This is a genomic window from Amycolatopsis sp. 195334CR (assembly GCF_017309385.1).
Classification (GTDB): Bacteria; Actinomycetota; Actinomycetes; order Mycobacteriales; family Pseudonocardiaceae; genus Amycolatopsis.
In genome coordinates, this window is the sequence record NZ_JAFJMJ010000002.1 from 2,641,474 (window position 1) to 2,665,253 (window position 23,780).

Annotated in this window: 24 protein-coding genes; 10 read left to right on the forward strand and 14 right to left on the reverse strand. The window is 71.1% G+C overall.

Annotation, left to right across the window (positions count from 1 at the left end):
- Positions 1–82: 82 nt before the first annotated feature.
- Both JYK18_RS35120 and JYK18_RS35125 read left to right on the forward strand, forming a co-directional pair.
- Complete coding sequence (locus JYK18_RS35120; RefSeq protein ID WP_307796192.1) at positions 83–661, forward strand: TetR/AcrR family transcriptional regulator; 579 nt, start codon at positions 83–85, stop codon at positions 659–661.
- Positions 658–1,413 (forward strand): SGNH/GDSL hydrolase family protein, encoded by a 756-nt coding sequence (locus JYK18_RS35125; RefSeq protein WP_206807692.1) that lies wholly within the window; start codon positions 658–660, stop codon positions 1,411–1,413. The genes JYK18_RS35120 and JYK18_RS35125 overlap by 4 nt, the downstream gene beginning before the upstream one ends.
- 54 nt (positions 1,414–1,467) lie before the next feature.
- Here JYK18_RS35125 and JYK18_RS35130 read toward each other — a convergent pair whose 3' ends face one another.
- The 4 genes from JYK18_RS35130 to JYK18_RS35145 form a co-directional block, all read right to left on the reverse strand.
- Entirely contained in the window at positions 1,468–2,772 is a 1,305-nt protein-coding gene (locus tag JYK18_RS35130; protein ID WP_206808306.1) for an SPFH domain-containing protein, read from the reverse strand.
- Between the two features lie 144 nt (positions 2,773–2,916).
- The gene (locus JYK18_RS35135; RefSeq protein ID WP_206807693.1) at positions 2,917–3,345 is read right to left on the reverse strand and encodes an NfeD family protein; all 429 of its coding nucleotides are present in this window, start codon (positions 3,343–3,345) and stop codon (positions 2,917–2,919) included.
- 77 nt (positions 3,346–3,422) lie between these two features.
- A complete protein-coding gene (locus JYK18_RS35140; protein WP_206808307.1) occupies positions 3,423–4,226 on the reverse strand; it encodes a DUF3097 domain-containing protein in 804 nt (267 codons plus the stop codon).
- A 62-nt stretch (positions 4,227–4,288) separates the two neighbouring features.
- Positions 4,289–4,822, reverse strand: a complete 534-nt coding sequence (locus tag JYK18_RS35145) for a TetR/AcrR family transcriptional regulator (protein ID WP_242583759.1) — start codon at positions 4,820–4,822, stop codon at positions 4,289–4,291.
- 83 nt (positions 4,823–4,905) lie between these two features.
- Between JYK18_RS35145 and JYK18_RS35150 the strand changes: the two genes are divergently transcribed.
- Positions 4,906–5,685, forward strand: a complete 780-nt coding sequence (locus tag JYK18_RS35150) for an SDR family NAD(P)-dependent oxidoreductase (protein ID WP_206807695.1) — start codon at positions 4,906–4,908, stop codon at positions 5,683–5,685.
- Here JYK18_RS35150 and JYK18_RS35155 read toward each other — a convergent pair.
- Both JYK18_RS35155 and JYK18_RS47735 read right to left on the reverse strand, forming a co-directional pair.
- Positions 5,678–5,926 carry a hypothetical protein gene (locus tag JYK18_RS35155; protein WP_206807696.1) on the reverse strand — a complete coding sequence of 83 codons (249 nt, stop codon included), beginning with the start codon at positions 5,924–5,926 and terminating at the stop codon, positions 5,678–5,680. The two genes, JYK18_RS35150 and JYK18_RS35155, sit on opposite strands and share 8 nt — an antisense overlap.
- A 38-nt stretch (positions 5,927–5,964) precedes the next feature.
- Positions 5,965–6,915 carry an MBL fold metallo-hydrolase gene (locus tag JYK18_RS47735; RefSeq protein WP_206807697.1) on the reverse strand — a complete coding sequence of 317 codons (951 nt, stop codon included), beginning with the start codon at positions 6,913–6,915 and terminating at the stop codon, positions 5,965–5,967.
- Between the two features lie 86 nt (positions 6,916–7,001).
- Between JYK18_RS47735 and JYK18_RS35165 the strand changes: the two genes are divergently transcribed.
- On the forward strand, positions 7,002–7,949 hold the full coding sequence (locus JYK18_RS35165) for a YafY family protein (protein ID WP_206807698.1): 948 nt from the start codon (positions 7,002–7,004) through the stop codon (positions 7,947–7,949).
- Here JYK18_RS35165 and JYK18_RS35170 read toward each other — a convergent pair.
- Both JYK18_RS35170 and JYK18_RS35175 read right to left on the reverse strand, forming a co-directional pair.
- Positions 7,946–8,740, reverse strand: a complete 795-nt coding sequence (locus JYK18_RS35170; RefSeq protein ID WP_242582404.1) for an SCO1664 family protein — start codon at positions 8,738–8,740, stop codon at positions 7,946–7,948. The two genes, JYK18_RS35165 and JYK18_RS35170, sit on opposite strands and share 4 nt — an antisense overlap.
- Before the next feature lies 1 nt (position 8,741).
- Entirely contained in the window at positions 8,742–9,317 is a 576-nt protein-coding gene (locus JYK18_RS35175; RefSeq protein WP_206807699.1) for a DUF3090 domain-containing protein, read from the reverse strand.
- Positions 9,318–9,479: 162 nt separating this feature from the next.
- Between JYK18_RS35175 and JYK18_RS35180 the strand changes: the two genes are divergently transcribed.
- Positions 9,480–11,429, forward strand: a complete 1,950-nt coding sequence (locus tag JYK18_RS35180) for a prolyl oligopeptidase family serine peptidase (RefSeq protein ID WP_206807700.1) — start codon at positions 9,480–9,482, stop codon at positions 11,427–11,429.
- A complete protein-coding gene (locus JYK18_RS35185) occupies positions 11,429–12,337 on the forward strand; it encodes an LD-carboxypeptidase (RefSeq protein ID WP_206808309.1) in 909 nt (302 codons plus the stop codon). The genes JYK18_RS35180 and JYK18_RS35185 overlap by 1 nt, the downstream gene beginning before the upstream one ends.
- On the opposite strand, the gene JYK18_RS35190 is transcribed toward JYK18_RS35185, so the two are convergent.
- Positions 12,334–13,284 carry a squalene cyclase gene (locus JYK18_RS35190; RefSeq protein ID WP_206807701.1) on the reverse strand — a complete coding sequence of 317 codons (951 nt, stop codon included), beginning with the start codon at positions 13,282–13,284 and terminating at the stop codon, positions 12,334–12,336. The genes JYK18_RS35185 and JYK18_RS35190 overlap by 4 nt on opposite strands.
- Positions 13,285–13,313: 29 nt before the next feature.
- On the opposite strand from JYK18_RS35190, the gene JYK18_RS35195 reads away from it, so the two are divergent.
- Both JYK18_RS35195 and JYK18_RS35200 read left to right on the forward strand, forming a co-directional pair.
- On the forward strand, positions 13,314–13,910 hold the full coding sequence (locus JYK18_RS35195; protein WP_206807702.1) for a pyridoxamine 5'-phosphate oxidase family protein: 597 nt from the start codon (positions 13,314–13,316) through the stop codon (positions 13,908–13,910).
- A complete protein-coding gene (locus JYK18_RS35200) occupies positions 13,894–14,301 on the forward strand; it encodes a TIGR03668 family PPOX class F420-dependent oxidoreductase (RefSeq protein ID WP_206807703.1) in 408 nt (135 codons plus the stop codon). The genes JYK18_RS35195 and JYK18_RS35200 overlap by 17 nt, the downstream gene beginning before the upstream one ends.
- A gap of 106 nt (positions 14,302–14,407) precedes the next feature.
- Here JYK18_RS35200 and mptB read toward each other — a convergent pair whose 3' ends face one another.
- From mptB to JYK18_RS35225, 5 genes are read right to left on the reverse strand one after another with little or no spacing between them, the layout of a single operon-like run.
- Positions 14,408–15,928, reverse strand: a complete 1,521-nt coding sequence (gene mptB, locus JYK18_RS35205) for a polyprenol phosphomannose-dependent alpha 1,6 mannosyltransferase MptB (protein ID WP_206807704.1) — start codon at positions 15,926–15,928, stop codon at positions 14,408–14,410.
- Between the two features lie 14 nt (positions 15,929–15,942).
- On the reverse strand, positions 15,943–17,622 hold the full coding sequence (locus JYK18_RS35210; RefSeq protein WP_206807705.1) for an ABC transporter ATP-binding protein: 1,680 nt from the start codon (positions 17,620–17,622) through the stop codon (positions 15,943–15,945).
- Positions 17,619–18,530: an ABC transporter permease gene (locus JYK18_RS35215; protein ID WP_206807706.1), complete on the reverse strand. Its 912-nt coding sequence runs from the start codon at positions 18,528–18,530 to the stop codon at positions 17,619–17,621. Before JYK18_RS35215 ends, JYK18_RS35210 begins: the two co-directional genes overlap by 4 nt.
- A complete protein-coding gene (locus JYK18_RS35220) occupies positions 18,527–19,555 on the reverse strand; it encodes an ABC transporter permease (RefSeq protein ID WP_206807707.1) in 1,029 nt (342 codons plus the stop codon). Before JYK18_RS35220 ends, JYK18_RS35215 begins: the two co-directional genes overlap by 4 nt.
- A 12-nt stretch (positions 19,556–19,567) precedes the next feature.
- Positions 19,568–21,394: an ABC transporter substrate-binding protein gene (locus JYK18_RS35225; RefSeq protein ID WP_242582407.1), complete on the reverse strand. Its 1,827-nt coding sequence runs from the start codon at positions 21,392–21,394 to the stop codon at positions 19,568–19,570.
- A gap of 163 nt (positions 21,395–21,557) precedes the next feature.
- On the opposite strand from JYK18_RS35225, the gene JYK18_RS35230 reads away from it, so the two are divergent.
- The gene (locus JYK18_RS35230; protein ID WP_206807709.1) at positions 21,558–22,385 is read left to right on the forward strand and encodes a M55 family metallopeptidase; all 828 of its coding nucleotides are present in this window, start codon (positions 21,558–21,560) and stop codon (positions 22,383–22,385) included.
- The gene (locus JYK18_RS35235) at positions 22,378–23,694 is read left to right on the forward strand and encodes a M20/M25/M40 family metallo-hydrolase (protein ID WP_206807710.1); all 1,317 of its coding nucleotides are present in this window, start codon (positions 22,378–22,380) and stop codon (positions 23,692–23,694) included. Before JYK18_RS35230 ends, JYK18_RS35235 begins: the two co-directional genes overlap by 8 nt.
- Positions 23,695–23,780: the final 86 nt, after the last annotated feature.

Genomic DNA, 23,780 nt, shown 5'->3' on the forward strand with positions numbered 1-23,780 from the left:
AGAACGTTCGGTCTACCGCTGAGACTGGCACCCTTTCGCGAAGCCGTCAAGACCGAACGTTCTATCTGCTAGGCTGGGCCGGGTGAACACCACCTCCGAAGCGCGGTCACGGCTGCTCGCCACGGCGACCCGGCTCTTCTACGTGGAGGGCATCCGGGCGGTCGGCATCGACCGGATCGTCGCCGAGGCGAAGGTGACCAGGGCCACGCTGTACCGGCACTTCCCCGGCAAGGACGAACTGATCGTCGGTTACCTGCGCGAAGCCGACCAGGCCATCCGCGATCAGATCGGCGCCATCCTGGCGCGGGAACTACCCGCGCCCGAGACGCTGCTGGCCATCGCCGCGTCCATCGCCGAGGGCATCCGCTCCCCCGGCTTCCGCGGCTGCGCCTTCCTCAACGCCGCGGCGGAGTACCCCGACCCGGCGCACCCCGTGCACCAGGCCGTGCTCACCCACCGCGAGTGGTTCTCGCACACGATCACCGAGGTGCTGGCGCGCATCGGCGACGCCCCGGCCGAACCCGCCGCCCGGCACTTCGTCCTGCTGCGCGACGGCGCCATGGCCACCGGCTGCCTGTCCGACCCCGGCCCGATCTGCGAATCCTTCCTCGACGGGGTCCAGGGCCTGCTCCGGCTCCGGGATGGCACCATGGTCAGGTGAGCAAGCGCTTAGTTGCAGTGGGCGACTCCTTCACCGAAGGGGTCGGAGACGAGGATCCCGCGGCACCCAACGGGGTGCGGGGCTGGGCCGACCGGGTCGCCGAGGTGCTGGCGGCCGCGGACGAGGAGTTCCGGTACGCGAACCTGGCGGTGCGCGGCAAGCTGCTGCGGCCGATCCTGGCCGAGCAGCTCGAACCGGCGCTGGACCTCAAGCCCGATCTGGTCACCTTCTACGCCGGTGGCAACGATCTGATGCGGCCCAAGGTGGACATCGACGGGCTGATGGTCCAGTACGAGCGGGCGGTCGCCCGGCTGACCGCGGCCGGTGCGGTGGTGGTGCTGTTCACCGGGGTGGACGGGGTCGAGGACGCGTTGTTCCGCAAGATGCGCGGGCGGGTGGCGATCTACAACGAGTTCGTCCGCGGCATCGCCGGGCGGCACGGCGCGCTGCTGGTGGACATGTGGTCGATGCGGCAGCTGCGTGACCGGCGGCTCTGGTCCGAGGACCGGCTGCACCTGAACTCGTTGGGGCACCGGGAAATCGCGATCGCGGTACTCGACGCGCTCGGAACCGCGCACGAGCTGGAGAGCACGTCGCTCGGCCCGGTCGAGGCGGCGCCGGTGCGGGTTCGCCGCCGGGAGAACCTGCGGTGGGCGCGGGAGCACGCGCTGCCGTGGGTGGGCAGGCGCCTGCGCGGGGAGTCCTCCGGGGACAACCTGCCGCCGAAACGCCCGCAACTGCGCCCTTACTGACTACCGGAAAAGAGGGTGGCTCCCCGGCCGGGGAGCCACCCTCTTTTCCGTGTCCTACTGCTGTCGCGGCGGGCCCGAGTAGGGGCCGCTTCCGGGGCCCTGCCCGGGGAACGGGCCGCTCTGCGGGTTCTGCCCCGGCGCCTGCGGGGGTGGCTGCTGCTGGTACGGCGGCTGCGACTGCGGGAACGGCCGCGCCCCGCCCTGCTGCGACGGCGGCAGCTGCGCGGGCGGCGGTGCCTGCCGCTCGGTGGGCTCCGGCTCGGCCGCGGGCTCGTTGTCCCCGCGCAGCGCGGCCAGCGCCGGCGGCGTGGTGCGCGGCGCGGTCAGCGGGCTCGGCACTTCCTGCCGCGCCACGGCTTCGGCGGCGCGGACCGCTTCGGCGACCTTCGGGTCGGTGGAGGTGTCGAACCAGGCGGCCACCTCCTCGTCCTCGACCGAGGGGCGCTCGGCGTCGTCGTAGGCGGGCGGCTCGTAGCGGAACACGCCGTCGTCGCCGGGGGCGCCGAGCGAGCGGGCGAACCCTTCCAGCGCCTTGCCGTAGTCGCTGGGCACCATCCAGACCTTGTTCGCGTCGCCCTGCGCCATCTGCGGCAGCGTCTGCAGGTACTGGTAGGCCAGCACCTCCGGGGTCGGGCGCCCGGCCTTGATCGCGGCGAACACCTTCTCGATCGCCTTGGCCTGCCCCTGCGCCTGCAGGTAGCGGGCGGCTCGTTCACCCTGGGCACGCAGGATCCGCGACTGCCGTTCCGCCTCGGCGGCCAGGATCGCCGCCTGCTTGGCGCCCTCGGCGGCGAGGATCTGGCTCTGCTTCTGGCCTTCCGCGGTCTTGATCGCCGATTCCCGCTGCCCTTCGGCGGTCAGGATCATCGCGCGCTTCTCGCGGTCGGCGCGCATCTGCTTCTCCATCGAGTCCTGAATGGACGGAGGAGGATCGATCGCCTTCAGCTCGACGCGGGCCACGCGGATGCCCCAGCGGCCGGTGGCCTCGTCGAGCACGCCGCGCAGCTGGCCGTTGATCTGGTCGCGCGAGGTCAGCGTCTCTTCCAGGCTCATCCCACCGACCAGGTTGCGCAGCGTGGTGGTGGTCAGCTGCTCGACACCGACGATGTAGTTGGAGATCTCGTAGACCGCCGCGCGCGAGTCGGTGACCTGGAAGTAGACCACCGTGTCGATGGACACGGTCAGGTTGTCCTGGGTGATCACCGGCTGCGGCGGGAAGGAGACCACCTGTTCGCGCAGGTCGATCCGGGCGCGCACCTTGTCCAGGAACGGGACCAGGAAGTTCAGGCCGGGCGAGGCCACGGTGCGGAATCTGCCCAGTCGCTCGATCACCGCGGATTGTGCCTGCGGGACCACCATGATCGCCTTCGCGACGGTGACGATCACCAGCAGCACGACGATCGCGACGACGATTATCGCTGCGGTTGACAAGTTCGTCTCCCCTGTTCGTTCGGTGCGGCGCTCAGCCCGGTGCCGCGGGGCTCACCTTAGCGAGGCCGTCGCTCACGGTTCGGCCGACACGACCGCCGTGGCGCCGGAGATCTCGACCACGGTCACCCTGGTCCCGGGTTCGAGCACCTGCCCCTCGGTGAAGCAGCGGGCCGACCAGACGTCCCCGCCCAGCTTCACCTGCCCGCTCTGGATGTCCACAGTGGACAACACGACGGCCTGGGCGCCGATCAGCGCGTCGGCGTTGGTCTTGTGGTCGGGGCCGGAGAGGAACCGCTTCTTCAGCGCCGGGCGGACCACGCCGAGCAGGCCCACCGAGGCCACCGCGAACACCGCGACCTGGATGTAGACGTTGTCGGTGATCAGCGCGGAACCGGCGCCGAGCAACCCGCCGAGCCCCAGCATGAGCAACACGAAGTCCCCGGACAGTACCTCCGCGGCGATGAGCGCCAACCCGGCCACGAACCAGATGAGTGCTGCCATGGGCTACATGGTGTCAGATAGATCGGCTTCACACTGAGTGAGCGACCGGACGTGACCTACGCGTGACCTGCCGGGGTTCACTCTTCCGGCGGTGGCGCGACGAAGTCGATGAGCCGCTCCACCGCGCCGATCAGCGGCGTCTCCAGATCACGGTAACTGCGCACTCCGGCGAGCACCCGCTGCCAGCCCTCGTGCGGCTCGCCCCAGCCCAGCGCTTCGCAGATGCCTTCCTTCCACGGCAAGCCCTTCGGCACCACCGGCCAGGCGCGGATACCCACCGATGCGGGCTTGACCGCCTGCCAGATGTCCACGTAGGGATGCCCGGTGACCAGCACATGCTCGTCGCGGATCGCTTCCACCAGACGGGATTCCTTGCTGCCGGCGACCAGGTGGTCCACCAGCACGCCGAGGTTGCGGCCCGGCCCGGTGCCGAACTCGGCGATCCGGTCGGCCAGCACGTCCACACCGTCGAGTGGTTCGACCACCACGCCCTCCACGCGCAGGTCGTGACCCCAGACCCGTTCCACCAGTTCGGCGTCGTGCTTGCCCTCGACCCAGATGCGCGAGTCACGGGCGGTGCGCGCCCGCAGCCCGGCGACCTTCACCGAACCGGACGCCGACGCGGCGGACTTGGCCGGCGCGGCCTTCGCGGGCACGAGCGTGACCGGTTTGCCGTCCAGCAGGAAACCCGCGCGGCTGAGCGGGAACACCCGGTGCTTGCCGTGGCGGTCTTCGAGCACCACGGTGCCGTGCTCGAGCCGGACCACCGCGCCGCAGAAGCCACCGGGCTCCTCGACCACCAGCCCCGGTTCGGCGGGCACCTCCGGGATCACCCGCTTGCGCGGCCCGGCGAGGACGTCGTCATAGGAATGGGAGCGCACGCCGGGCAACGGTAGCCAGGTGCGCACCCCGTCGGGGGACGCCACGCCGGGCCGGTGTCGGTTCAGCGGGCGCGCAGTCCGTCGAGCACGAAGCCCAGTTGCCGCCGCCAGGCCGCCGGTTCCAGTTGCACGATCCGGCCCAGCGCGAGGATCTGCAGCCCGAGGTCCTCGCCGGTGACCTCGGCGCGGAGGCTGCCTTCGGCGTGGGCGCGCCGCACGATCGGTTCGAGCGCGTCGGCCAGGTGCTCGCGGCAGGCGTCGGCCGAGGCGGAGGCCTCGGCGCTGGTCAGCCCGTCGAGCACGGCCTTGTGCCGCGCCATCGACGCCAGCGTCTGCTCCAGGAACCCGGTCAACCCGGCCCAGGCCGTCTCGGCGCCGAGCGCGCGCTCGACGATGCCGGGCCACTCCTCCAGTTCCTTGGCCAGCACCGCGCCGACCAGTTCCTCCTTGGTCGGGAAGTGCCGGTACACCGTGCCGACGCCGACCCCGGCCGCCTTGGCGATGTCCCTGATCTCGGCGTCCATCCCGCGCTGGTCGAACTCCTTCGCCGCGGCGGCGAGCACCAGTTCGCGGTTGCGGGCGGCATCCTTGCGCATCACGCGGCCCATCCTAGCGTTGCGGAACCACGGTTCCGTTACGTACGATCCGGAACCGAAGTTCCGGAAACTGGGAGGAAGCGATGAAGACAATCGTGATCACCGGCGGCACCGACGGCCTCGGCCGCGCCCTCGCCCGCAAACGGCTCGACCACGGCGACCACGTCGTGGTCATCGGCCGCAGCCACGAGAAGTTCGCCACCCTCGGCGGCGGCGAGTTCCTGCCCGCCGACCTGACCCTGATCAGCGAAAACCGGCGCGTGCTCAAGGAAATCGGCGACCGGCCCATCGACGCGCTCGTGCTCGCCGCCGCGTACGCGAACTTCCCCCGCGTCACCACCGCCGAAGGCATCGAGCACAACTTCGCGCTCTACCACCTCAGCCGCTTCCTGCTCGCCGACGGACTCCACGACAACCTGCGCGCCACCGCGAACCCTGTGATCATCGACACCACCGTGCCCGGCGCCAACGCCGACGCGATCCACTGGGACGACCTCAACCTCGACCACGGCTACACCTGGAAAGCCGCCAACGAGCAAAGCCGCCGCGCGACCTTCCTGCGCGCGGCCGGCCGCACCCACGAGGACCCCGTCCCCCACGTGCTGATCAACCCCGGCTTCGTCCGCAGCAGCCACCAGGGCTCCCTCACCGGCATCCGCCGCGGCCTGGTCGGACTGCTCGCCCGGCTCATGGGCACCGCACCCGAACGCGCCATCGCCCCGCTCGAGAAGTTCCTCGACCAGCCACCGGCCGAACCGCTCAGCGCCTACCAGGGCAGCAAGCGCCTCCCGGTGCACATCGACGACCACACCCTCGCCGACGCCCACCGCCTCGCCACCCTCACCGACGAACTCCTCACCTGAGCCGCGACACCGCGTGCACCACCGCGTCCACCGCACCGGGATTGCGCAGCACCTCGACCGGCAACCCGGTCAACCAGAACAACGCGCCCCGCCCGAACCGCGGCCGGTCCCCGGTCGAACACACCAGCTCCACCACCCCGGCCTCGACGCACACCAGCGCGTCAGCCCACTCGTCCTCGTCGAAGCACCGCCGGCCGCCGGGAGGGATGACCACCTTCCGGCGCCGGAACCCGGTCGCCACCACCCGTCCTCCCGTCCACCGGCGAAACCCGTCCCCAGCTAGGACAACCCGACCGGCGAAAACTCATCGGCCCCCAGCACCCCGGTCTCCCCCACCGCCAGCGCCCACAACGCCGACGGCGCCAGCCCGGCCTCCGCCCACTCCCGCCGGATCCGCTCGTACGGCTCCACCACCGGCTCCCTGGTCAGCACGAACGTGCCCCAGTGCATCGACGCCAGCCGCCGCGCGCCCAGATCCCCGAACGCCCGCACCGCCTCCGCCGGATCCAGGTGCACCGGCCGCATGAACCACCGCGGGTCGTACGCCCCGATCGGCACCATCGCCACCTCGATCCCCGGATACCGTTCCCCGATCTCGGCGAACCACGGCCCGTACCCCGAGTCCCCCGCGTGGTAGGTCCGCAGCCCGTCCGGCGCGGTCAGCACCCAGCCACCCCACAACGTGGCACACGTGTCGAACAGGCCCCGCCTGCTCCAGTGGTGCGCCGGCACGAAGTCGAACCGCACCCCCGCCACCTCCGCCGACTCCCACCAGTCCAGCTCCACCACCTCGGTGAACCCCCGCCGCCGGAACCACCGCCCCAGCCCCAGCCCGGTCAGCACCGGCGTCGACCGCGGCAACCGCCGGATCGTCGGCTCGTCCAGGTGGTCGTAGTGGTCGTGGCTGATCACCACCGCGTCCACCGGCGGCAGCTCCCGCCACGCCAGCCCCGGCGGGGTCAGCCGCCGCGGCACCCCGCGGATCTTCGTCGACCACACCGGATCGGTCAGCACCGTCCGCCCCGCCACCCGCACCACATACGTCGAATGCCCCACCCACGTCCAGCTCGCCGCCCCCGCCGCCAGCTCCGGTAACCCGTTGCGCCGCACCGGTATCCGGTCCGCCCCCGCGACCGAACCGCGGAACCCGCCCTGCCGCAGCACCCGCGCCAGCTCCCGCGCACCCGGCAACGGCGAAGTCAGCCTGTCTCGGTAGTCCACCCGCCTCATGCCCCACACCCTGCCAGCAAACGATCATGAACCGCCGCCGGGCAACGCGGAAGCAACCCTTCCGGGATCCCTGCCAGACTCACCGCATGCTCGAGACCTCCGCGCGCCTGCTCCGCCTGCTCTCCCTGCTGCAGACCACCCGGGAGTGGACCGGCCCCCAGCTCGCCGAACGGCTCGGCGTGTCCACCCGCACCGTGCGCAAGGACGTCGAACGCCTCCGCGAACTCGGCTACCCCGTCAACGCCCAACCCGGCGTCGCCGGCGGCTACCAACTCGGCGCCGGCGCCCGCATGCCACCACTGCTGCTCGACGACGAAGAAGCCGTCGCCGTCGTGGTCGGCCTCCGCACCGCCGCCGGCGGACTCGAGGAAAGCTCACTGCGCGCCCTCACCAAACTCGAACACGTCCTGCCCGCCCGGCTGCGCCACCGCGTCACCACCCTGCAGGCCGCCACCGTCGCCGCCCCCGACCAGCGCCCACCCGTCGACCCCGCCCTGCTCACCACCATCGCCGCCGCCTGCCGCGACCACGAACGCCTCCGCTTCGACTACCAGCGCCACGACGGCACCGCCGCCCGCCGCGACGTCGAACCCCACCGCCTCGTCCACGCCCGCCGCCGCTGGTACCTCGTCGGCTGGGACACCACCCGCACCGACTGGCGCACCTTCCGCGTCGACCGGATGTCGTTGAAAACCCCCAACGGCCCCCGCTTCACCCCGCGCGAAGCACCCCACGACGACCTCGCCGCGTACGTCACCGAAGGACTCACCAGCGCCTACCAGAAAGTCCGCGCCACCGTCCGCCTGCACGCCCCCGCCGAGCACTTCACCGAACAGCTCACCACCGGCTGGGGCGCCATCGAACCCGTAGACGACCAGAGCTGCCTGTTCCACACCGCCAGCGACTCGCTCGAAATGCTCGCCTTCTACCTCGGCCTGCTCCAGACCGACTTCGACGTTATCGACCCACCCGAACTCGCCACCCACCTCGACGACCTCGGCCACCGCTACCTCCGCGCGGCCCGCCCCCGCTAGAACAACGGCCAGGGAATCGCACGCCAGTCGTCACCCGGTTCCGGGAAACGGCCGTCCGCCAGCAACTTCGCCGCCCGCGTGCCGATCGCGGCGATCTCCGCCCGCGTCAGGTGCGGCGCCAGCTCCTCACCCAGCGAACCCGCCAGCAACGACGGCACCGCCGCCAGCTTCTCCCCGATCTCCCCCGGCAGCTCGTCCCCGACCCACCCCCACAACACCGTCCGCAACTTCGGCTCGGTGTGCAGGCAGATCCCGTGATCCACCCCGTACACCCCACCGTCCACCCCGGCCAGCACGTGCCCGCCCTTGCGATCGGTGTTGTTCACCACCACGTCCAGCGCCGCCAGCTCCCGCATCCCCGGGTGATCCGCGTGCGCCAGCACCGCCGGCTCCCCCGACCGGTCGTGCGCGTGCAACACCACCCGCCACCCCGGCGGCACCTCGGCCGGCGACCGCACGTCGATCAGCTCGACGTCCTCATCCGTCTCGATCCACAACTGCACCATGCCCGGCCCGAACGGACCATCCCGCAACACCGTCGGCGGCACCCGCCCCAACCCGGTGCGCTCAGCCACCAGCGCCGTCGCCACCTCACGCCCGGCCAGCGTGCCGTCCGGGAAATCCCACAGCGGCCGCTCACCCGAAACCGGCTTGTACACCGCGTTCGCCTCGACCCCGTCCAGCTCCACCGAGCAGAACAAGGTCACGTTCGACGCGTCGACCAGCCGCCCCTCCACCGAGATCCGCCCGTGCGCCACCAGCTCCGCGGGATCGGAAGACGAATCGGCCAACTCACTCCTCGATGACGTCCACATCACGCCGGTACCCGTTCTGCCGGGGACAGATGTGCCCCTCCGGGTCCAGCGGCTCACCACACAGCGGGCACGGCTTCCGCCCCGCGTTGACCACCCGGTCCGCCCGCTCCGCGAACGCCCGCGCCGCCACCGGGCTCAGGAACACCCGCACCGCGTCGGGCCCCTCCTCGGTGTCGTCGAGCACCACGGTCTCATCGACCTCGCCCTCGGTCACCGCGAGCAGCTCGATCACCACCGCACTGCTCTCGGCATCCCACCCCAGCCCCATCGTGCCGACGCGGAACTCCTCCTCCACCGGCACGGAGAGCGGACCGGCATCGACCAGCTCATCAGGTGTTTCCGCCGGGATCTCGGCGCCGAAGCGCGTGGCGACCTCGTCGAGCAGCGAACCGAGCCGCTCCGCGAGCACCGCCACCTGCTGCTTCTCGATGGTCACACTGATCGTGCGCACATCCTCGGACGCCTGCAGGTAGAAAGTGCGGTCACCGGGTTCCCCGACGGTCCCGGCGACGAACCGGTCGGGCTGACGGAAGACGTGGATTACACGGGCCATGACAACCTCGACCCTAGGCCACCCGCCGAAGATCGGCATCCGCCGCCCCGGGTTTCGCCCTGGGCGAACAAGACGGGCAGAAATCCGACCTTTCCCCCAGCCAACGGAAAACCGTTCACCACAAGATCGCGAAGCGCTCGAAAGAGTGACTAAACTCGCGCGATGCCCGAGATCGCGCCTTACGGAGCCTGGACCTCACCCATCACCGCCGCGGACGTCGCCGCCGCCGGGAACACGCCCCAGTGGCTCGACGTCGTCGACGGCGAAGTCTGGTGGGCCGAAGCCCGGCCCGGCGAAAGCGGGCGCGTCGCACTGGTCAAGGCCGGCCCCACCGGCACCGTCGAAGAACTCCTCCCCGCGCCATGGAACGCCCGCAACCGCGTCCACGAATACGGCGGCAGGCCCTGGCTCGCCCTCGACGGCAAGATCGCCTTCACCCACTGGGACGACCAGCGCGTCCACCTCCGCGACCCGGCCACCGGCGAGGTCACCCCGCTCACCGCCGAACCCGCGGTCCCCCAAGGCGTCCGCTACAGCGACCTCCGCCCCGGCCGCCCCGGCGAACTCTGGGCCGTCCGCGAAACCAGCACCGGCCCCCGCCGCACCGACATCACCCGCGCCCTCGTCGCCATCTCCCTCACCGGCGCCCCCGAACGCGAACTCACCGCCACCCACCACTTCCTCACCGCCCCCCAGCTCTCCCCCGACCACACCCACGCCGCCTGGCTCGGCTGGAACCACCCCGACATGCCGTGGGACGCCACCGAACTCTGCGTCGCCCAGGTCGCCCCCGACGGCACCTTCGGCCCCCACCGCGTCCTCGCCGGCGGCCCCGGCGTCGCCGTCTGCCAGCTCGAATGGGAAACCCCCGACAGCATCCTCGCCCTGCTCGACCCCGACGGCTGGTGGAACCTGCACCGCGTCGGCCTCGACGGCACCAGCCGCAACCTCGCCCCGGTCACCGAAGAACTCGGCGGCGCACTCTGGAAACTCGGCCTCACCTGGTTCACCCCGCTCGGCGACGGCAAGCACGCCGTGCTCAACTCCGGCCGCCTCGCCGTGCTCGACGAGCACACCGCCCAGGTCACCACCATCGACCCCGAAACCACCTGGGCCGCCGGCATCGCCCCCTACGGCAACGGCATCGCCGGCCTCGCCGCCGGACCCCGCCAGGAAACCGCCGTCCTGCACGCCGACCTCACCACCGGCACCCTCACCGAAATCACCCCCCGCCCCGGCGAAGCCCCCTCCGACGACCGCCTCCCCGACCCGGCCTACCTCCCCACCCCCGTCGAACGCGTCTTCACCGCCGCCGACGGCGAACCCATCCCCGCCTACGTCTACCCACCCGCCAACGCCGACTTCACCGGCCCCGACGACCAGCTCCCGCCCTACCTCGTGCACGTGCACGGCGGCCCCACCGGCCGCAACTACCCCGTGCTCGACCTCGACTTCAGCTACTTCACCAGCCGCGGCATCGGCGTGGTCGCGGTCAACTACGGCGGCTCCACCGGCTACGGCAGGCGCTTCCGTGAACGCCTCCGCGAACAGTGGGGCGTGGTCGACGTCGCCGACTGCGTCGCCGTCGCCCACCAGCTCGTCACCGAAGGCGCCGCCGACCCCGACCGCCTCGCCATCCGCGGCGGCAGCGCCGGCGGCTACACCTCCGCCGTCACCATGACCACCGAACGCGCCTTCCGCGCCGCCACCGTCAAATACCCCATCCTCGACCTCCACCGCTGGACCGCCGCCGGCGGCGAAACCCACGACTTCGAATCCCGCTACCTCGACGGCCTCATCGGCCCACTCCCGGAAACCGCCGACCGCTACCGCGACCGCTCACCCATCAACAACACCGGCACCCTGGCCGGCCCCCTGCTCTTCCTCCAGGGCCTCGACGACCAGATCTGCCCACCCGAACAAGCCGACCGCTTCGTCGCCTCCCTGCGCGGCACCGAGGTCCCGCACGCCTACCTCACCTTCGACGGCGAACAGCACGGCTTCCGTAAGGCCGAGACCATCATCGCCGCCCTCGAAGCCGAACTCGCCTTCTACGGCCAGGTCTTCGGCTTCGACACCCCCGGCATCACCCCGGTGGACCTCCGCCCGTGATCCGCCCGCCCCGACTCCAGCCCGGCGACCACGTCGCCCTCGTCAGCCCCGCCGGACCGGTCGCCGACGACCTGCTCGACACCGCGCACCGCACCCTCAAGTCCTGGGGACTCGAAGTCCACGAAGGACCCCACGCCCGCGGCGTGCACCCCACCGTGCCCTACCTCGCCGCCCCCGACACCGACCGCGCCAGCGACTTCACCCAGGCCTGGCTCGACCCCGACATCCGCGCCGTGTTCGCCGCCCGCGGCGGCTACGGCAGCATGCGCATCCTCGACCTCGTCGACTGGACCGCGCTCCGCGAAGCCGGACCCAAGATCCTCACCGGCTCCAGCGACATCACCGCCCTGCACGAGGCCGTCGGCGTCCATCTCGGACTCACCACCCTGTTCGCCCCCATGGTCGGCAGCGTCCTGCTCACCCCGGGCGCCGCCGACCACCTCCACCGCTCGCTCTTCGACCCCGCCACCGCGCTCGACCTCGCCCGGCCCGGCGCCGAACCACTGGTACCCGGCCAAGCCGAGGGCGTGCTCGTCGGCGGGAACGCCAGCCTGCTGGTGTCCAGCCTCGGCGCCCCCGAACACCGACCCGCCACCGGCGCGATCGCCCTGCTCGAGGACATCACCGAAAGCACCTACCGGCTCGACCGCATCCTCACCCAGCTGCTGCGGTCGGGCTGGTTCGACGGCGTCGCGGGCATCGTGCTCGGCTCGTGGGCCGACTGCGGACCACCCGAAGACATCAAGGCCCTCATGCTCGACCGCCTCGGCCCGCTCGGCGTGCCCGTGCTCTGGGAAGCCGGGATCGGCCACGTCCCCGACTCACCCACCGTCCCGCTCGGCGTCCCCGCCCGGCTCGACGCCGACGCGGGCACGCTCACCGCGCTCGAACCCGCACTGTCTGGTTAGGACGCATCCCACCAGGCCAGCACCCGCGTCCCGGACAGCGTCAGCCACTTCGACCGCTCCCCGGCCAGCACATCGATGTCGAACCACACCCGGCCGGGGTGCCGGTTCCCCTGCACCCACGTCCCGTCCGGCTGCCGCGCGTCCCGGATCAACCCGATCGCCTCGGCCATCCGCGGATCCGGCGCCGACCCGTCGTGCACCGACGCCGCCCGGAAGTACTCCGCCGCGTTGAGCACGTCGTAGAACCACCGGAATGGATAAGCGAACCGGCCCACCCACGGCGCGATCGGCTCACCGGTGGACAACCGCCGGAACAACCCCCGCACCAGCAAGTACTCCTCACCCGCCCGGCGCGCCGCCCGCGTGGCCTCGGTGCCACCCGTCGCGATCTCGTGCGCCAGCAGGCCCTTGAGCGAATTCAACGTCGAATGGACCGACGACCGCTTCGAACCCTCGACCCACTCGCAGTTCCAGCCACCATCGGACAGCTGGTGCTCGACGAACCAGTCCACGATCCCGGAGATGTCGACACCCAGCCACAGCCCGTTCTCCACCGTCCACGCGTTGATGCAGCAGTCGACCTCACCACCCCAGTAGGGCAGGTCGTCGTACTCCCACCGCGCGTTCTCCGCGAGCAGCTCGGCCGTGCGCCGCTCCCGCAGGACCGCCGCGTCCAACCCCCACTCCCGCAACGCGTTCAGCGACCACGTGGTCGCCGTCCACGGCTGGGCAGGCTCCTTCGCCGGGTCGTAATCCGCGGGGAAGAACGCACCACCCGCCCACCGCCCGTCCGGGTCCTGGTGCGCGAGCAGCCGAGCGCCGAAACCCTCGGTCGCCACCCTCGCCCTGGTCGCCTCCCACACCTCGGGCGGTTCGCCCGCGATGTCCCGTTCGATCTGCCAGCGCAGGGCAGGATCCGCGTCACACAGCCACGACACGCTGACCATCCGCGGACTCTATCGGCATACTCGGCGGCATGGGCAAGACTTACCAGCGCCTCGACGACCGCCTCCGGGCCTTCATCGACGCACAGCCGGTCTTCTTCGTGGCGAGCGCACCACTGAGCGGCGACGGGCACGTCAACCTCTCCCCGAAGGGCCGCGCCGGAACGCTCGCCGTGCTCGACGAGCTGACCGTCGCCTACCTCGACTTCGGCGGCAGCCACGCCGAGACGATCGCGCACCTCCGCGAGAACGGCCGCGTCACGCTGATGTGGTGCGCCTTCACCGGACCGCCCAAGGTGCTGCGCCTGCACGGCCGCGGCGAACCGGTCTTCCGCGACGACCCGCGCTGGGCCGAGCTGGTGCGCCGGTTCGGTGACGCCGACGGGCCGGGCCTGCGGGCGGTGATCGTGGTGCGCGCCGAGCTGATCAGCGACAGCTGCGGGTTCGCCGTGCCGTTCCTCGACTACCGCGAAGAGCGCAGCCTGCACGCCGAGTACTTCGGCCGCAAGACCGACGAGGAGTTCGCCGCCTACTGCGCCGGCAAGGAAACGAACGTCGCCAGCATCGACGGGCTGCCCGCGATCCCGCTGCCGTTGCCGCAGCGGACCGACGATGCGCCTGTCCACTGAGGACTGCCGCACCCGGTTCACCGGCGAGCGCGCGGCCATCCTGGGCACAGTCACCGAAGCGGGGACCCCGCACCTGGTGCCGGTGACCTTCGTCGTGCTCGGCGACGAGATCTGCTTCGCCGTCGACCACAAGCCCAAGCGCACGCGGGATCTGGCCCGGCTGCGGAACATCACCGCGAACCCGGCGGTCAGCTTCCTCGCCGACCGGTACGCCGACGACTGGGACCAGCTGTGGTGGGTCCGTGCCGACGGCCGCGCCACCGTGCTCGGCGAACACCCCGAAGCCGTCGCCGCGCTGCGCGCGAAGTACCCGCAATACCGGGACACTCCCCCGGAGGGGCCGATCGTGCGGACCGTGATCAGCCGCTGGACCGGCTGGTCCTTCGTCTAGGCGGATCTTTTTCAGCGCCAGGCGAGATTTTCGTTTGAAGCGGTGCCGTATAGGTCGTTATACACTTGACTGCCGAGTGCATGACCACGATCGGTCACCACCGGGATCAGCGGTCCAGGAGCTCCGGCTTCCGCCAGGCCGCGATCAGCCCCAGCGGGTCCGGCTTGAGCAGGGACGCCCCCGCGTACACGCTCACCGCCAGCACTCCCCCGATGAACCACCAGTCGTAGAGCGCCTGCTCCCCCGTCGGGTAGTAGACCAGCACCAGGAACACCGAGACCCCGACCACCCAGGCCAGGTGCTTGCGCTCCCACGGGAAGCTCGACGCCAGGACAAAACCCCAGGTCAGGTACCACGGCAGGGTCGGCGGCGCGAGGATCGCCACGGCCAGCAGCGCGGCCGCGGCCCGCAGCACGGCCTGGTTGCCCCCGTCCCGCGAGAGCCACCACTGCCGCACCACGAAGACGGCCAGCACCACCCACGCCAGCGTCCGGAACACCGTGACGAACGGGGACGGCGGCACGTCGACCATGATGTGCGCCATGGTGTAGAAGATCTCGCCGATCCCGGTCGGGAAGTTCAGCCAGTTCGCGATCAGCTGCGGCGCGCTCATCCCGGTGAACCAGCCGATGTTCATCGAACCGAGCGAAACCCACGTCCCCACCACGAAAACCGGGACGAACACACCCAGCGCGGGCAGCAGCGCGCGGAAGAACCGCTTCACCTTGCCCCCACTGGGCAACTGCGCGGCCCACATCCAGACCAGGAACGGCAACGCCACCGCCGCGGTCGGCTTGATCAGCATGCCCACGGTCACCAGCACCACCGACAGCACCGGGCGGCGTTCCAGCATGGCCAGCACGCCGGTGGTCAGGAAACCCAGCATCAGCAGGTCGTTGTGCGGGCCGCCGACCAGGTGGATCACCGTCATCGGGCTGGCCACCGCCAGCCACAGCGTCACCGGCAGCTTCCCGCCGAGGTGCCTGACCAGCCGCGGCAGCGACCACAGCACCCCGGCCAGGCCGACCATGATCACCAGGCGGGTGAGGATCACGCCCAGAATCATGTTGTTGCCGGTGAGCCCGACCACCCACTTCGACACCAGCAGGAACAGCGGGCCGTAGGGCGCCGGCGTGGTCTGCCACAGCTGGTGCACGTTGAGCACCACGTCCGGCAGCACGTTCAGCTCGGCCGGGCCGGTGGCGTACGGGTCCATGCCGTGCAGCAGCTGCGCGCCCTGCCCGAGGTAGGAGAACACGTCGCGGGTGAACAGCGGCGGCGACACCAGCAGCGGGCCCATCCAGCAGGCCGCCGCGATCACCACCGGCTTCGCGCCGACGCGGCCGTCCAGCACGTACCGGCCCAGCCGCACCCACGCCCACACCACCAAGCCGAAGCCGAAGTAGAGCAGCGCGGTCGCCAGCGCCTTGCCGTGGCCGTAGCGGATGAACGACAGCGGACCGTGGCCGAGCACCGGGTCCCGGATCAGGATCCCGCCCGCACCGAGCGCCGCGAGCATGAGCAGGGTCGTGCCGACCGTGCCCATCGCGATCGTGCGGTACGGGAAGCGCGACGGAGTCAGGGTCAGCGTGCCCGCCTCGGCCGCGGGGTCTGTGGTGGTGGCCATTTCACCACAGGAGATTACACACCGCGCTCCCCCGCCTGCCCCGCGCCAGCACCTTCCGGAGTCACGGTTCCACCCGGAAGTGCGGCCAGCAACGACTTCGTGTACTCGTGGCGCGGCGAGAGCAGGACCTCCTCCACGGTGCCGACCTCGACCAGCTCACCGCGGTACATCACCGCCACGCGATCGGCGATGTTCCACGCCAGCCCCAGATCGTGCGTGATCACCAGCCCGGCCAGGCCCAGTTCCCGCCGCAACCGCAGCAGCAGCGCGAGGATCTCCCCGCGCACCGACGCGTCGAGCGAGGCCACTGGCTCGTCGGCGACCACCACCTTGGGATCGAGCGCGAGCGCCCCGGCGATCACCACGCGCTGGCGCTGCCCGCCGGAGAGCTCGTGCGGCAGCCGTTGCATGAACCGTTCCGCCGGCCGCAGTTCCGCCGCCTCCAGCGCCTTCGTCACGATCTCGCGCTCGTTCTGGGCCAGCCCGTGGATCCGCGGGCCCTCCGCGACGGCCTCGTACACGCTGTGCCGCGGGTTCAGCGCGCTCGTCGGGTCCTGCAGCACCAACTGCACCTGCCGCCGGTACGCCTTGAGCCCGGCACTGGTCATCGGCACCGGCTCACCCTCGAACAGCACCTGGCCCGAGGTCGGCTTCTGCAGTCCCATCAGCGTGCGCGCCAGCGTCGTCTTGCCCGAGCCGGACTGGCCGACCAGCGCGATGATCTCGTTGCGCCGGACCTCGATGTCCACGCCCTTGACCGCGTCGATCGCCGCGCCCTTGCGGTCGCGGAAGCGGACGTGCAGGTCCCTGGCCGCCAGCAGCGGCCCCTCCCCCGTGTCCACCGCGGTCTCCGGCTCCGGCGGCAGTTCGGTCGCGGTGGCCGGGGCGAACCGCGAAACCGGGTCACCCACGGTGGGGAACGCCGCGGCGAGCGCCCGGGTGTGGGCGTGCTTCGGCGCGGCCATCACCTGCTTGCCCACGCCCTCCTCGACGATCTCCCCGTCGTACATCACCGCGATGCGGGCGCAGGTCGCCGCCAGCACCGACAGGTCGTGGCTGATCATGATCAGCCCGATGCCCTGCTCGGCGACCAGGCCGCTGAGCAGTTCGAGCACCTGGGCCTGCACGATCACGTCCAGCGCGGTGGTCGGCTCGTCGGCGATGATCAGCCGCGGCCGGCAGGCCAGCGCCATCGCGATCATCACCCGCTGCTTCTGCCCGCCCGAGAGCTCGTGCGGGTACGCCCCCGCCCGGCTGACCGGCAGGTCGACCTGCGTCAGCAGCTCTTCGACCCGCTCGCGGACCGCGCTCTCGCTCTGTGCCTTGCCCTCCGGCGGGTGCAGCCGGATCGGCTCGGCGATCTGCTCCCCGATGCGCCGCACCGGGTTCAGCGCGTGCATCGCGCCCTGGAACACGATCGAGGCCGACGACCAGCGCACCGCGCGCAGCCGCCCCCACTTCATCGTGGTGACGTCCTCACCGTCGAGCAGGATCTCGCCGGTGATCTTCGCGGACTTCGGCAGCAGCCGGAGCACGCTCATCGCCACCGTCGACTTGCCCGACCCGGACTCCCCCGCCACGCCGACCGTGTCACCCGGTTCCAGCCGGAGGCTGACCTCCCGCACCGCGTGCACGTCCTCCCCGGTCGCCGGGTAGGTCACGTTCAGGTTCCTGATCTCCAGCAACGCGCTCATCGATCCCCCTTGAGCCGCGGGTTGAGCACGGTCTCCAGCGCCCGGCCGACCAGCGTGAAGCACAGCACGATCGCGACGATGGCCAGGCCCGGCGGCAGCAGGTACCACCAGGCGCCACCGCTGACCGCGCCCGAGCTGAGCGCGGTCTGCAGCATCGAGCCCCACGAGACGTTGTTCGGATCACCGAGGCCGAGGAAGGACAGCGTGGACTCGGCGATGATCGAGCCGCCGACCACCAGCGTGGTGTTCGCCAGCACCAGCGGCATCACCGCGGGCAGCACGTGCTTGCCGATCACGTGCAGGTGCCCGCCGCCCAGCGCCTTCGACCGCTCGATGTACGGGCGGCTCTCCACGGTCAGCGTCTGCGCGCGCACCAGGCGCGCGGTGGTCGGCCACGAGGTGACCCCGACCGCGACGATGATCGTCGGGATGCCGCGCGGCAGCACGCTGGACAGCGCGATCGCCAGCACCAGCGAGGGCAGCACCAGGAAGAAGTCGGTGAACGGCAGCAGGATCCGCGCCACCCACCGGCCGAAGTGCCCGGCCGCGATGCCGACGACGGTGCCGATCAGCACCGAGAGCACGGTCGCCGCCAAGCCCACCAGCAGCGAAACCCGCGCACCCCAGAAGGTCAGCAGCAGCACCGAGCGACCGTCCACATCGGTCCCGAGCAGGTACTCGCCGGTCGGCGGCTGCAGCGGCCTGCCCGGCGCCTTGGTCACGTCCAGGCCGGCCGGATCGGTGATCACCGGCGCCAGCACCGCCAGCACCACGATCACCACCAGCAGCGCCAGCCCGACCAGCCCGCCGCGGTTCTTCGCGAACTCCCGCCACACGTTCCCGGCGGCGGCGAACCGCCGGTGCCAGGCGATCGCCCGGGCAGACCGCGTCTCCGTCGTCCCGGTCATGAGGCACGCACCCTCGGGTCGAGCACCCGGTAGAGCACTTCGGCGAACAGGTTCATCACGACCACCGAACCGGCCAGAATCAAGAACACTCCTTGCAGCAGCGGCAGGTCCGGCCCGCGCAGCGCTTCGAACGTGAGCAGGCCGAGGCCCGGCCACGAGAACACGGCCTCGACCGTGACCGTGCCCGACACCACCAGCCCGAACTGCAGGAACACCAGGGTCACCGTGGGCAGCAAGGCGTTCGGCACGGCGTGCCGCCGCCGCACCAGGTCGTCGCGCAGCCCCTTCGCGCGGGCCGTGGTCAGGTAGTCCGCGTTCATCTCCTCCAGCAGGGACGACCGCATCACCAGCATGTACTGCGCGTAGATCACCGCGAGCAGGGTGACGCACGGCAGCACCAGGTGGTGCGCCACGTCCAGCAGTTCGGGGAAGAAACCCGGCGGGGTGTCCGGCGAGGTCATCCCCCGGCTCGGGAACAACCCCTGGGTGGCGATCAGCAGCATCAGGCCCAGCCAGAACTGCGGCACCGACCACAGCGTCAGCGCCACCCCGGTCTGGACCTTGTCGAACGAGCTGCCGCGCTTCCACGCCGCCCGCACGCCGAGCCACAGGCCCAGCGCGACCGCCAGCACGGTGGCGGTGCCGACGAGCAGGATGGTCGGCCACACCCGCTCGCCGATCATCGCCGCGACCGACCGGTTGTAGATGTAGGAGGTGCCCAGGTCACCGCGCAGCAGCCCGCCGAAGTAGTCGAGGAACTGCTGCAGCATCGGCTTGTCCACGCCCAGCCGGGCGCGGAGCTCGGCCAGCTGCTGCGGGCTGGTGGGCCGGTCCCTGGTCATCGTGGTGACCGGGTCGCCGGGGATCATCCGGAACAGCAGGAAGCCCAGCACCACCACCAGCAGCAGGCTGACCAGCCCGGAGCCGATCTTCCCGGCGAGAAACCGAAGGGTCCCGGTACCCCCGCGTCGTTCGTCCGGGTCGGGCAACTCGGTACCCGGGGCTGTCGAGACCGCTTCGGTCAACGCCTCTTGCTCCTATTCCTTGTCGTCGTCCGAGCCGGCGGACTTGCCGCGCCGCGACACCATCACACCGACCAGCACGACCACGAGCACCGCACCGGCACCGATGGCGATCCACGCCCCGGTCGGCAGGCCGCCCGAGTCACCGGCGGCCGCGGCGTCCTCGCCGGCCGGCACCGCACCGTAGAAGCTCCAGTACCCGCTCTGCTCCATCAGCGCGCCGTCGGCGACGGGCTGCTTGGTCAGCGACGAGAACTTGTCCGAGCGGTAGGCCTCCAGCGCGCTCTTGTAGTCGAGCACCAGGCTCGGCGCCTGGTCGTAGTAGCGGGCCTGGGCCTGCTTCGCGTACTCGGCGCGCTTGGTGATGTCGGACTCGGCGGCCTGCAGCGCGTAGAGCCGGTCGTACTCCGCGTCGCAGAAGAACGCGTTGCTGCTCGTGCTGCCGGCGGTGGCGGGCAGCACCGAGCAGGTCTGCTTGGCCAGGATGTAGTCCGGGTCCGGGTTGGTGCCCCAGCCCGAGAGCGCCAGGTCGTAGTTGCCCGCCGAAGTGGACTCGTCCACCTCGTTGTCCGACACCAGCTTCTCGATCACCTTGATGCCGATCTCCCCGAGCCAGCCCGCGACGTACTTGACCACGCGCTGGTCGTAGTCACGGGTGGCGTGCCCGGTGAAGCGCAGCTCCAGCTTGCGCCCGTCCGGGCCGACGCGGATCCCGTCCGGGCCCTTCGGGTAGCCGGCCTGGTCCAGCGCGGCGTTCGCGGCGGCCAGGTCGAAGGTGTACTTCTCGGCCGGGCCCGGCTCGTAGTGGTAGGTCTTGAACACCGGCGGCACGATGCCGCCCGGCGCCTCGCCGTACCCGCCGAGCACCTTGTCGATGATGGTGGCCGGGTCGATCGCGCGGGCGATCGCCTTGCGCACCCGCACGTCCTTGAGCGCCGGGTGCCCGTCGCCGATCGGCTGGCGGTCGAAGTTCTGCGCGCCCGGGTTCATCAGCAACTCGTCGTAGCGGCGGCCGACAGCCTTGTTCGTGGTGATGCCCGGCTTGCCGTTGAGCGAGTCGAACTGGGTCGCGGTGAGCCGGTTGATCAGGTCCACCTCGCCGTTGTTCAGCGCGTTGACCGCGGCGTCGGCGTTGTCGAACTTGACGAACTGCAGCTCGTCCACCTTCGGCGCGCCACGCCAGTAGTTCGGGTTCGCCTTCATCTTGACCAGCTGGTTGGTCTGGTACTCGGTGATGGTGAACGGGCCCGAGCCCACGCCGACCTTGGCGACGGTGTCCGTCTCCGGCGAGGCCATGTCGGTCACGCCCGACCAGACGTGCTCGGGCACGATCGGCACGTCGAGCGCGGTCATCGAGGCCTGCGGCTTCTTCAGCGTCACGGTCAGCGTGCGGTCGTCGGTGGCGGTCACCGTCTGGAACTGCTCGACGAAGGTGCCGTTGGCCTCGCGCGCGGCCGGGTCCGACATCATCCGGTTGAAGGTGAAGGCGGCGTCACGCGCGGTCAGCGGCGTGCCGTCGGACCACTTCGTGTCGCGGATCTTGAAGGTCCAGGTCAGCCCGTCCGCCGACGGCGTCCACGACTCCGCCAGCCCGGGCGCGGGCAGGTTGTCCTCCGCCGAGGCCAGGGTGAGGAACTCCCACGAGATCCGGCCGATCATCGCGGTCGAGGCGAAGCTCGCGGTGAACGGGTTCAGGTGGTCGATGGACTGGACCAGCGCCACCCGCAGCACGGTCGGCTGCTGCGCCTGGGCGGGCCCGACGGCCAGCACCGGCCCGGCCACCAGCGCGGTGGCGCCCAGCGCGGCCGCACGCCGCCGCCAGGTAGTTCTCACTGCACGCATTCTCACGATCCCCAATCGTCCCAAGCCCCGTCCCCGAAAGCCGAAAAGTAACCATTCACCGCCACCCGAAGTCAACGATTGCCGGTCGTTCATGCCAAGCCGTTACCCAACCAGGTGGGGGCGATGACGAACGTCACTTGCGGCGCCCACTAGGTTGAACCCCATGCGGATCATGATCTCGGCCGACATGGAGGGTGCCACGGGGGTCACCTGGACCGACGACGTGGTCCCCGGAACCGAGCAGTGGCAACGATTCCGCAGGCTCTTCACCGGTGACGTCAACGCCGTGGCGGCCGGGCTGGCCGAGGCGGGCGCGGACGACCTGCTGGTGAACGAGGCCCATTCGTCCCAGCGGAACCTGCTGCTGGAGGAGCTCGATCCGCGGGCCCGCATGCTCACCGGCAGGCACAAGCCGCTGTCGATGATGCAGGGCATCGACAGCGATGTGGACGGTGTGGTCTTCCTCGGCTACCACGCCGGGGCGGGCGCCGACGGCGTGCTTTCCCACACCTACCTGGAGAACCAGATCACCGGCGTGTGGCTGGACGGCAAGCACGCCAGCGAGGGCAGGCTCAACGCCGCGCTCGCCGCCGAATACGGCGTGCCGGTCCTGCTGGTCACCGGCGACGACAAGACCTGCGAAGACGCCGCGGACTACGCGCCCGGCGCGGAACTGGTCGCGGTGAAGGAATGCGTCAGCCGGTACGCGGCGATCTGCCTGCCCCCTTCACGTACGGCTGAACTGCAGACCGAGGCGGCGCGGCGCGCGATGGCCAGGGCCGGGCGCGGGGAACCCTCGCCGCGGGGCCACCGGATCGAGGTGGAGTTCGACGCGAGCCACCTCGCGCAGGCGACCGCGGTGATCCCCACGGTGGACCAGGTGGGCGTGCGGCGGGTGGGTTTCGACGCGCCGAACATGACCGAAGCGATGAAAGCGTTCAAGGTGGTCACCGCGATCGCCGCGGGCGCGGTGCAGGGGAAGTATGGCTGAGCTGGATGTGGTGTCGGTCTGCGCGGACCTCGTGCGGTTCGACACGACGAACCGGGGCAACGGGGATTCGGAGGGGGAACGGGACGCCGCCGAGTACGTGGCGGGCCTGCTCACCGCCGCCGGGCTCACCCCGGAGATCTACGAATCGGCACCCGGCCGGGCCAATGTGGTCGCCCGCGTCGCCGGCAGCGACCCGACTCTGCCGCCGCTGCTGGTGCAGGGCCACCTCGACGTGGTGCCCGCCGACGCGGCCGACTGGTCCGTGCCGCCGTTCTCCGGCGAGGTGCGCGACGGGTTCCTCTGGGGCCGCGGCGCCACCGACATGAAGGACTTCTGCGCGATGGTGCTGTCCGTTGTGGACGGCTTCGCGCGCGAGGGGCGGAAGCCGCGCCGCGACATCGTGCTCGCCTTCGTCGCCGACGAGGAGGACCGCGGGGAGTACGGCGCGCACTGGCTGGTCGAGCACCATCCGTCCCTTTTCGACGGTTGCGCGGCGGCGATCAGCGAGTCCGGTGCCTACACCTACCACGTGCCCGCCGCCGACGGCCGGATCGTGCGGATCTACCCGGTCGGCGCGGCCGAGCGCGGCACCGCGCACCTGCGGCTGACCGCCCGCGGCCGCGCCGGGCACGGCTCCCGGCGCAACCATGAGAACGCCGTGGTCCGGCTCGTCGGCGCGCTGAACCGGATCGCCACGCACGAGTGGCCGGTGCGGTTGACCCCGGCGGTGCGCGCGTTCATCGAGCAGACCGGAAAAGCGCTCGACGTCGAGGTGGACTTGTCCAGTTCGGACGCAGTGGACGGGACATTGGCGCGGCTGGGCCCGGCGGCGTCGCTGGTCGAGTCGACGGTGCGCAACAGCACCACGCCGACCATGCTGGACGCGGGGTACAAGGTGAACGTGATCCCCAGCGTGGCGCAGGCGCAGGTGGACACCCGCACGTTGCCCGGCACCGAGGCGGAACTGCTGGCCACAGTGGACGAACTGCTCGGGCCGGACGTGACCAGGGAGTTCGTCGCGCACCAGGGCCCGGTGCAGGCGCCGATCGACACCCCGTGGTTCGACGCGATGGCCGACGCCCTGCGCGCCCAGGACCCGGACGCGGTCGTGGTCCCGTACTGCCTGGGCGGCGGCACCGACGCCAAGGCCTTCGCGAAGCTCGGCATCGACTGCTACGGGTTCGCGCCGCTGTGGCTGCCGGAGGGCTTCCCGTACCGCGCCATGGCCCACGGCGTCGACGAACGCGTCCCGGTGGACGGCCTCCTGTTCGGCACGCGGGTGCTGGACCACTTCCTCACCCACTGCTGATCGGTGCGGGTTTTGCCCTGGTCGGTCGAGCGCGTTGCGCTGGAAAGCCGTGCCGTATAGGACGTTATACACCTGACTGGGCACGC

Bases quoted from the DNA above. Each gene is read 5' to 3' on its own strand.
- JYK18_RS35130 (WP_206808306.1), bottom strand. From the start codon at position 2,772: ATGGTGGTCCCGCAGGCACAATCCGCGGTGATCGAGCGACTGGGCAGA.
- JYK18_RS35135 (WP_206807693.1), bottom strand. From the start codon at position 3,345: ATGGCAGCACTCATCTGGTTCGTGGCCGGGTTGGCGCTCATCGCCGCG.
- JYK18_RS35145 (WP_242583759.1), bottom strand. From the start codon at position 4,822: ATGCGCAAGGATGCCGCCCGCAACCGCGAACTGGTGCTCGCCGCCGCG.
- JYK18_RS35150 (WP_206807695.1), top strand. From the start codon at position 4,906: ATGAAGACAATCGTGATCACCGGCGGCACCGACGGCCTCGGCCGCGCC.
- JYK18_RS47735 (WP_206807697.1), bottom strand. From the start codon at position 6,915: ATGAGGCGGGTGGACTACCGAGACAGGCTGACTTCGCCGTTGCCGGGT.
- JYK18_RS35165 (WP_206807698.1), top strand. From the start codon at position 7,002: ATGCTCGAGACCTCCGCGCGCCTGCTCCGCCTGCTCTCCCTGCTGCAG.
- JYK18_RS35175 (WP_206807699.1), bottom strand. From the start codon at position 9,317: ATGGCCCGTGTAATCCACGTCTTCCGTCAGCCCGACCGGTTCGTCGCC.
- JYK18_RS35180 (WP_206807700.1), top strand. From the start codon at position 9,480: ATGCCCGAGATCGCGCCTTACGGAGCCTGGACCTCACCCATCACCGCC.
- JYK18_RS35190 (WP_206807701.1), bottom strand. From the start codon at position 13,284: ATGGTCAGCGTGTCGTGGCTGTGTGACGCGGATCCTGCCCTGCGCTGG.
- JYK18_RS35195 (WP_206807702.1), top strand. From the start codon at position 13,314: ATGGGCAAGACTTACCAGCGCCTCGACGACCGCCTCCGGGCCTTCATC.
- JYK18_RS35200 (WP_206807703.1), top strand. From the start codon at position 13,894: ATGCGCCTGTCCACTGAGGACTGCCGCACCCGGTTCACCGGCGAGCGC.
- mptB (WP_206807704.1), bottom strand. From the start codon at position 15,928: ATGGCCACCACCACAGACCCCGCGGCCGAGGCGGGCACGCTGACCCTG.
- JYK18_RS35210 (WP_206807705.1), bottom strand. From the start codon at position 17,622: ATGAGCGCGTTGCTGGAGATCAGGAACCTGAACGTGACCTACCCGGCG.
- JYK18_RS35215 (WP_206807706.1), bottom strand. From the start codon at position 18,530: ATGACCGGGACGACGGAGACGCGGTCTGCCCGGGCGATCGCCTGGCAC.
- JYK18_RS35225 (WP_242582407.1), bottom strand. From the start codon at position 21,394: ATGCGTGCAGTGAGAACTACCTGGCGGCGGCGTGCGGCCGCGCTGGGC.
- JYK18_RS35230 (WP_206807709.1), top strand. From the start codon at position 21,558: ATGCGGATCATGATCTCGGCCGACATGGAGGGTGCCACGGGGGTCACC.
- JYK18_RS35235 (WP_206807710.1), top strand. From the start codon at position 22,378: ATGGCTGAGCTGGATGTGGTGTCGGTCTGCGCGGACCTCGTGCGGTTC.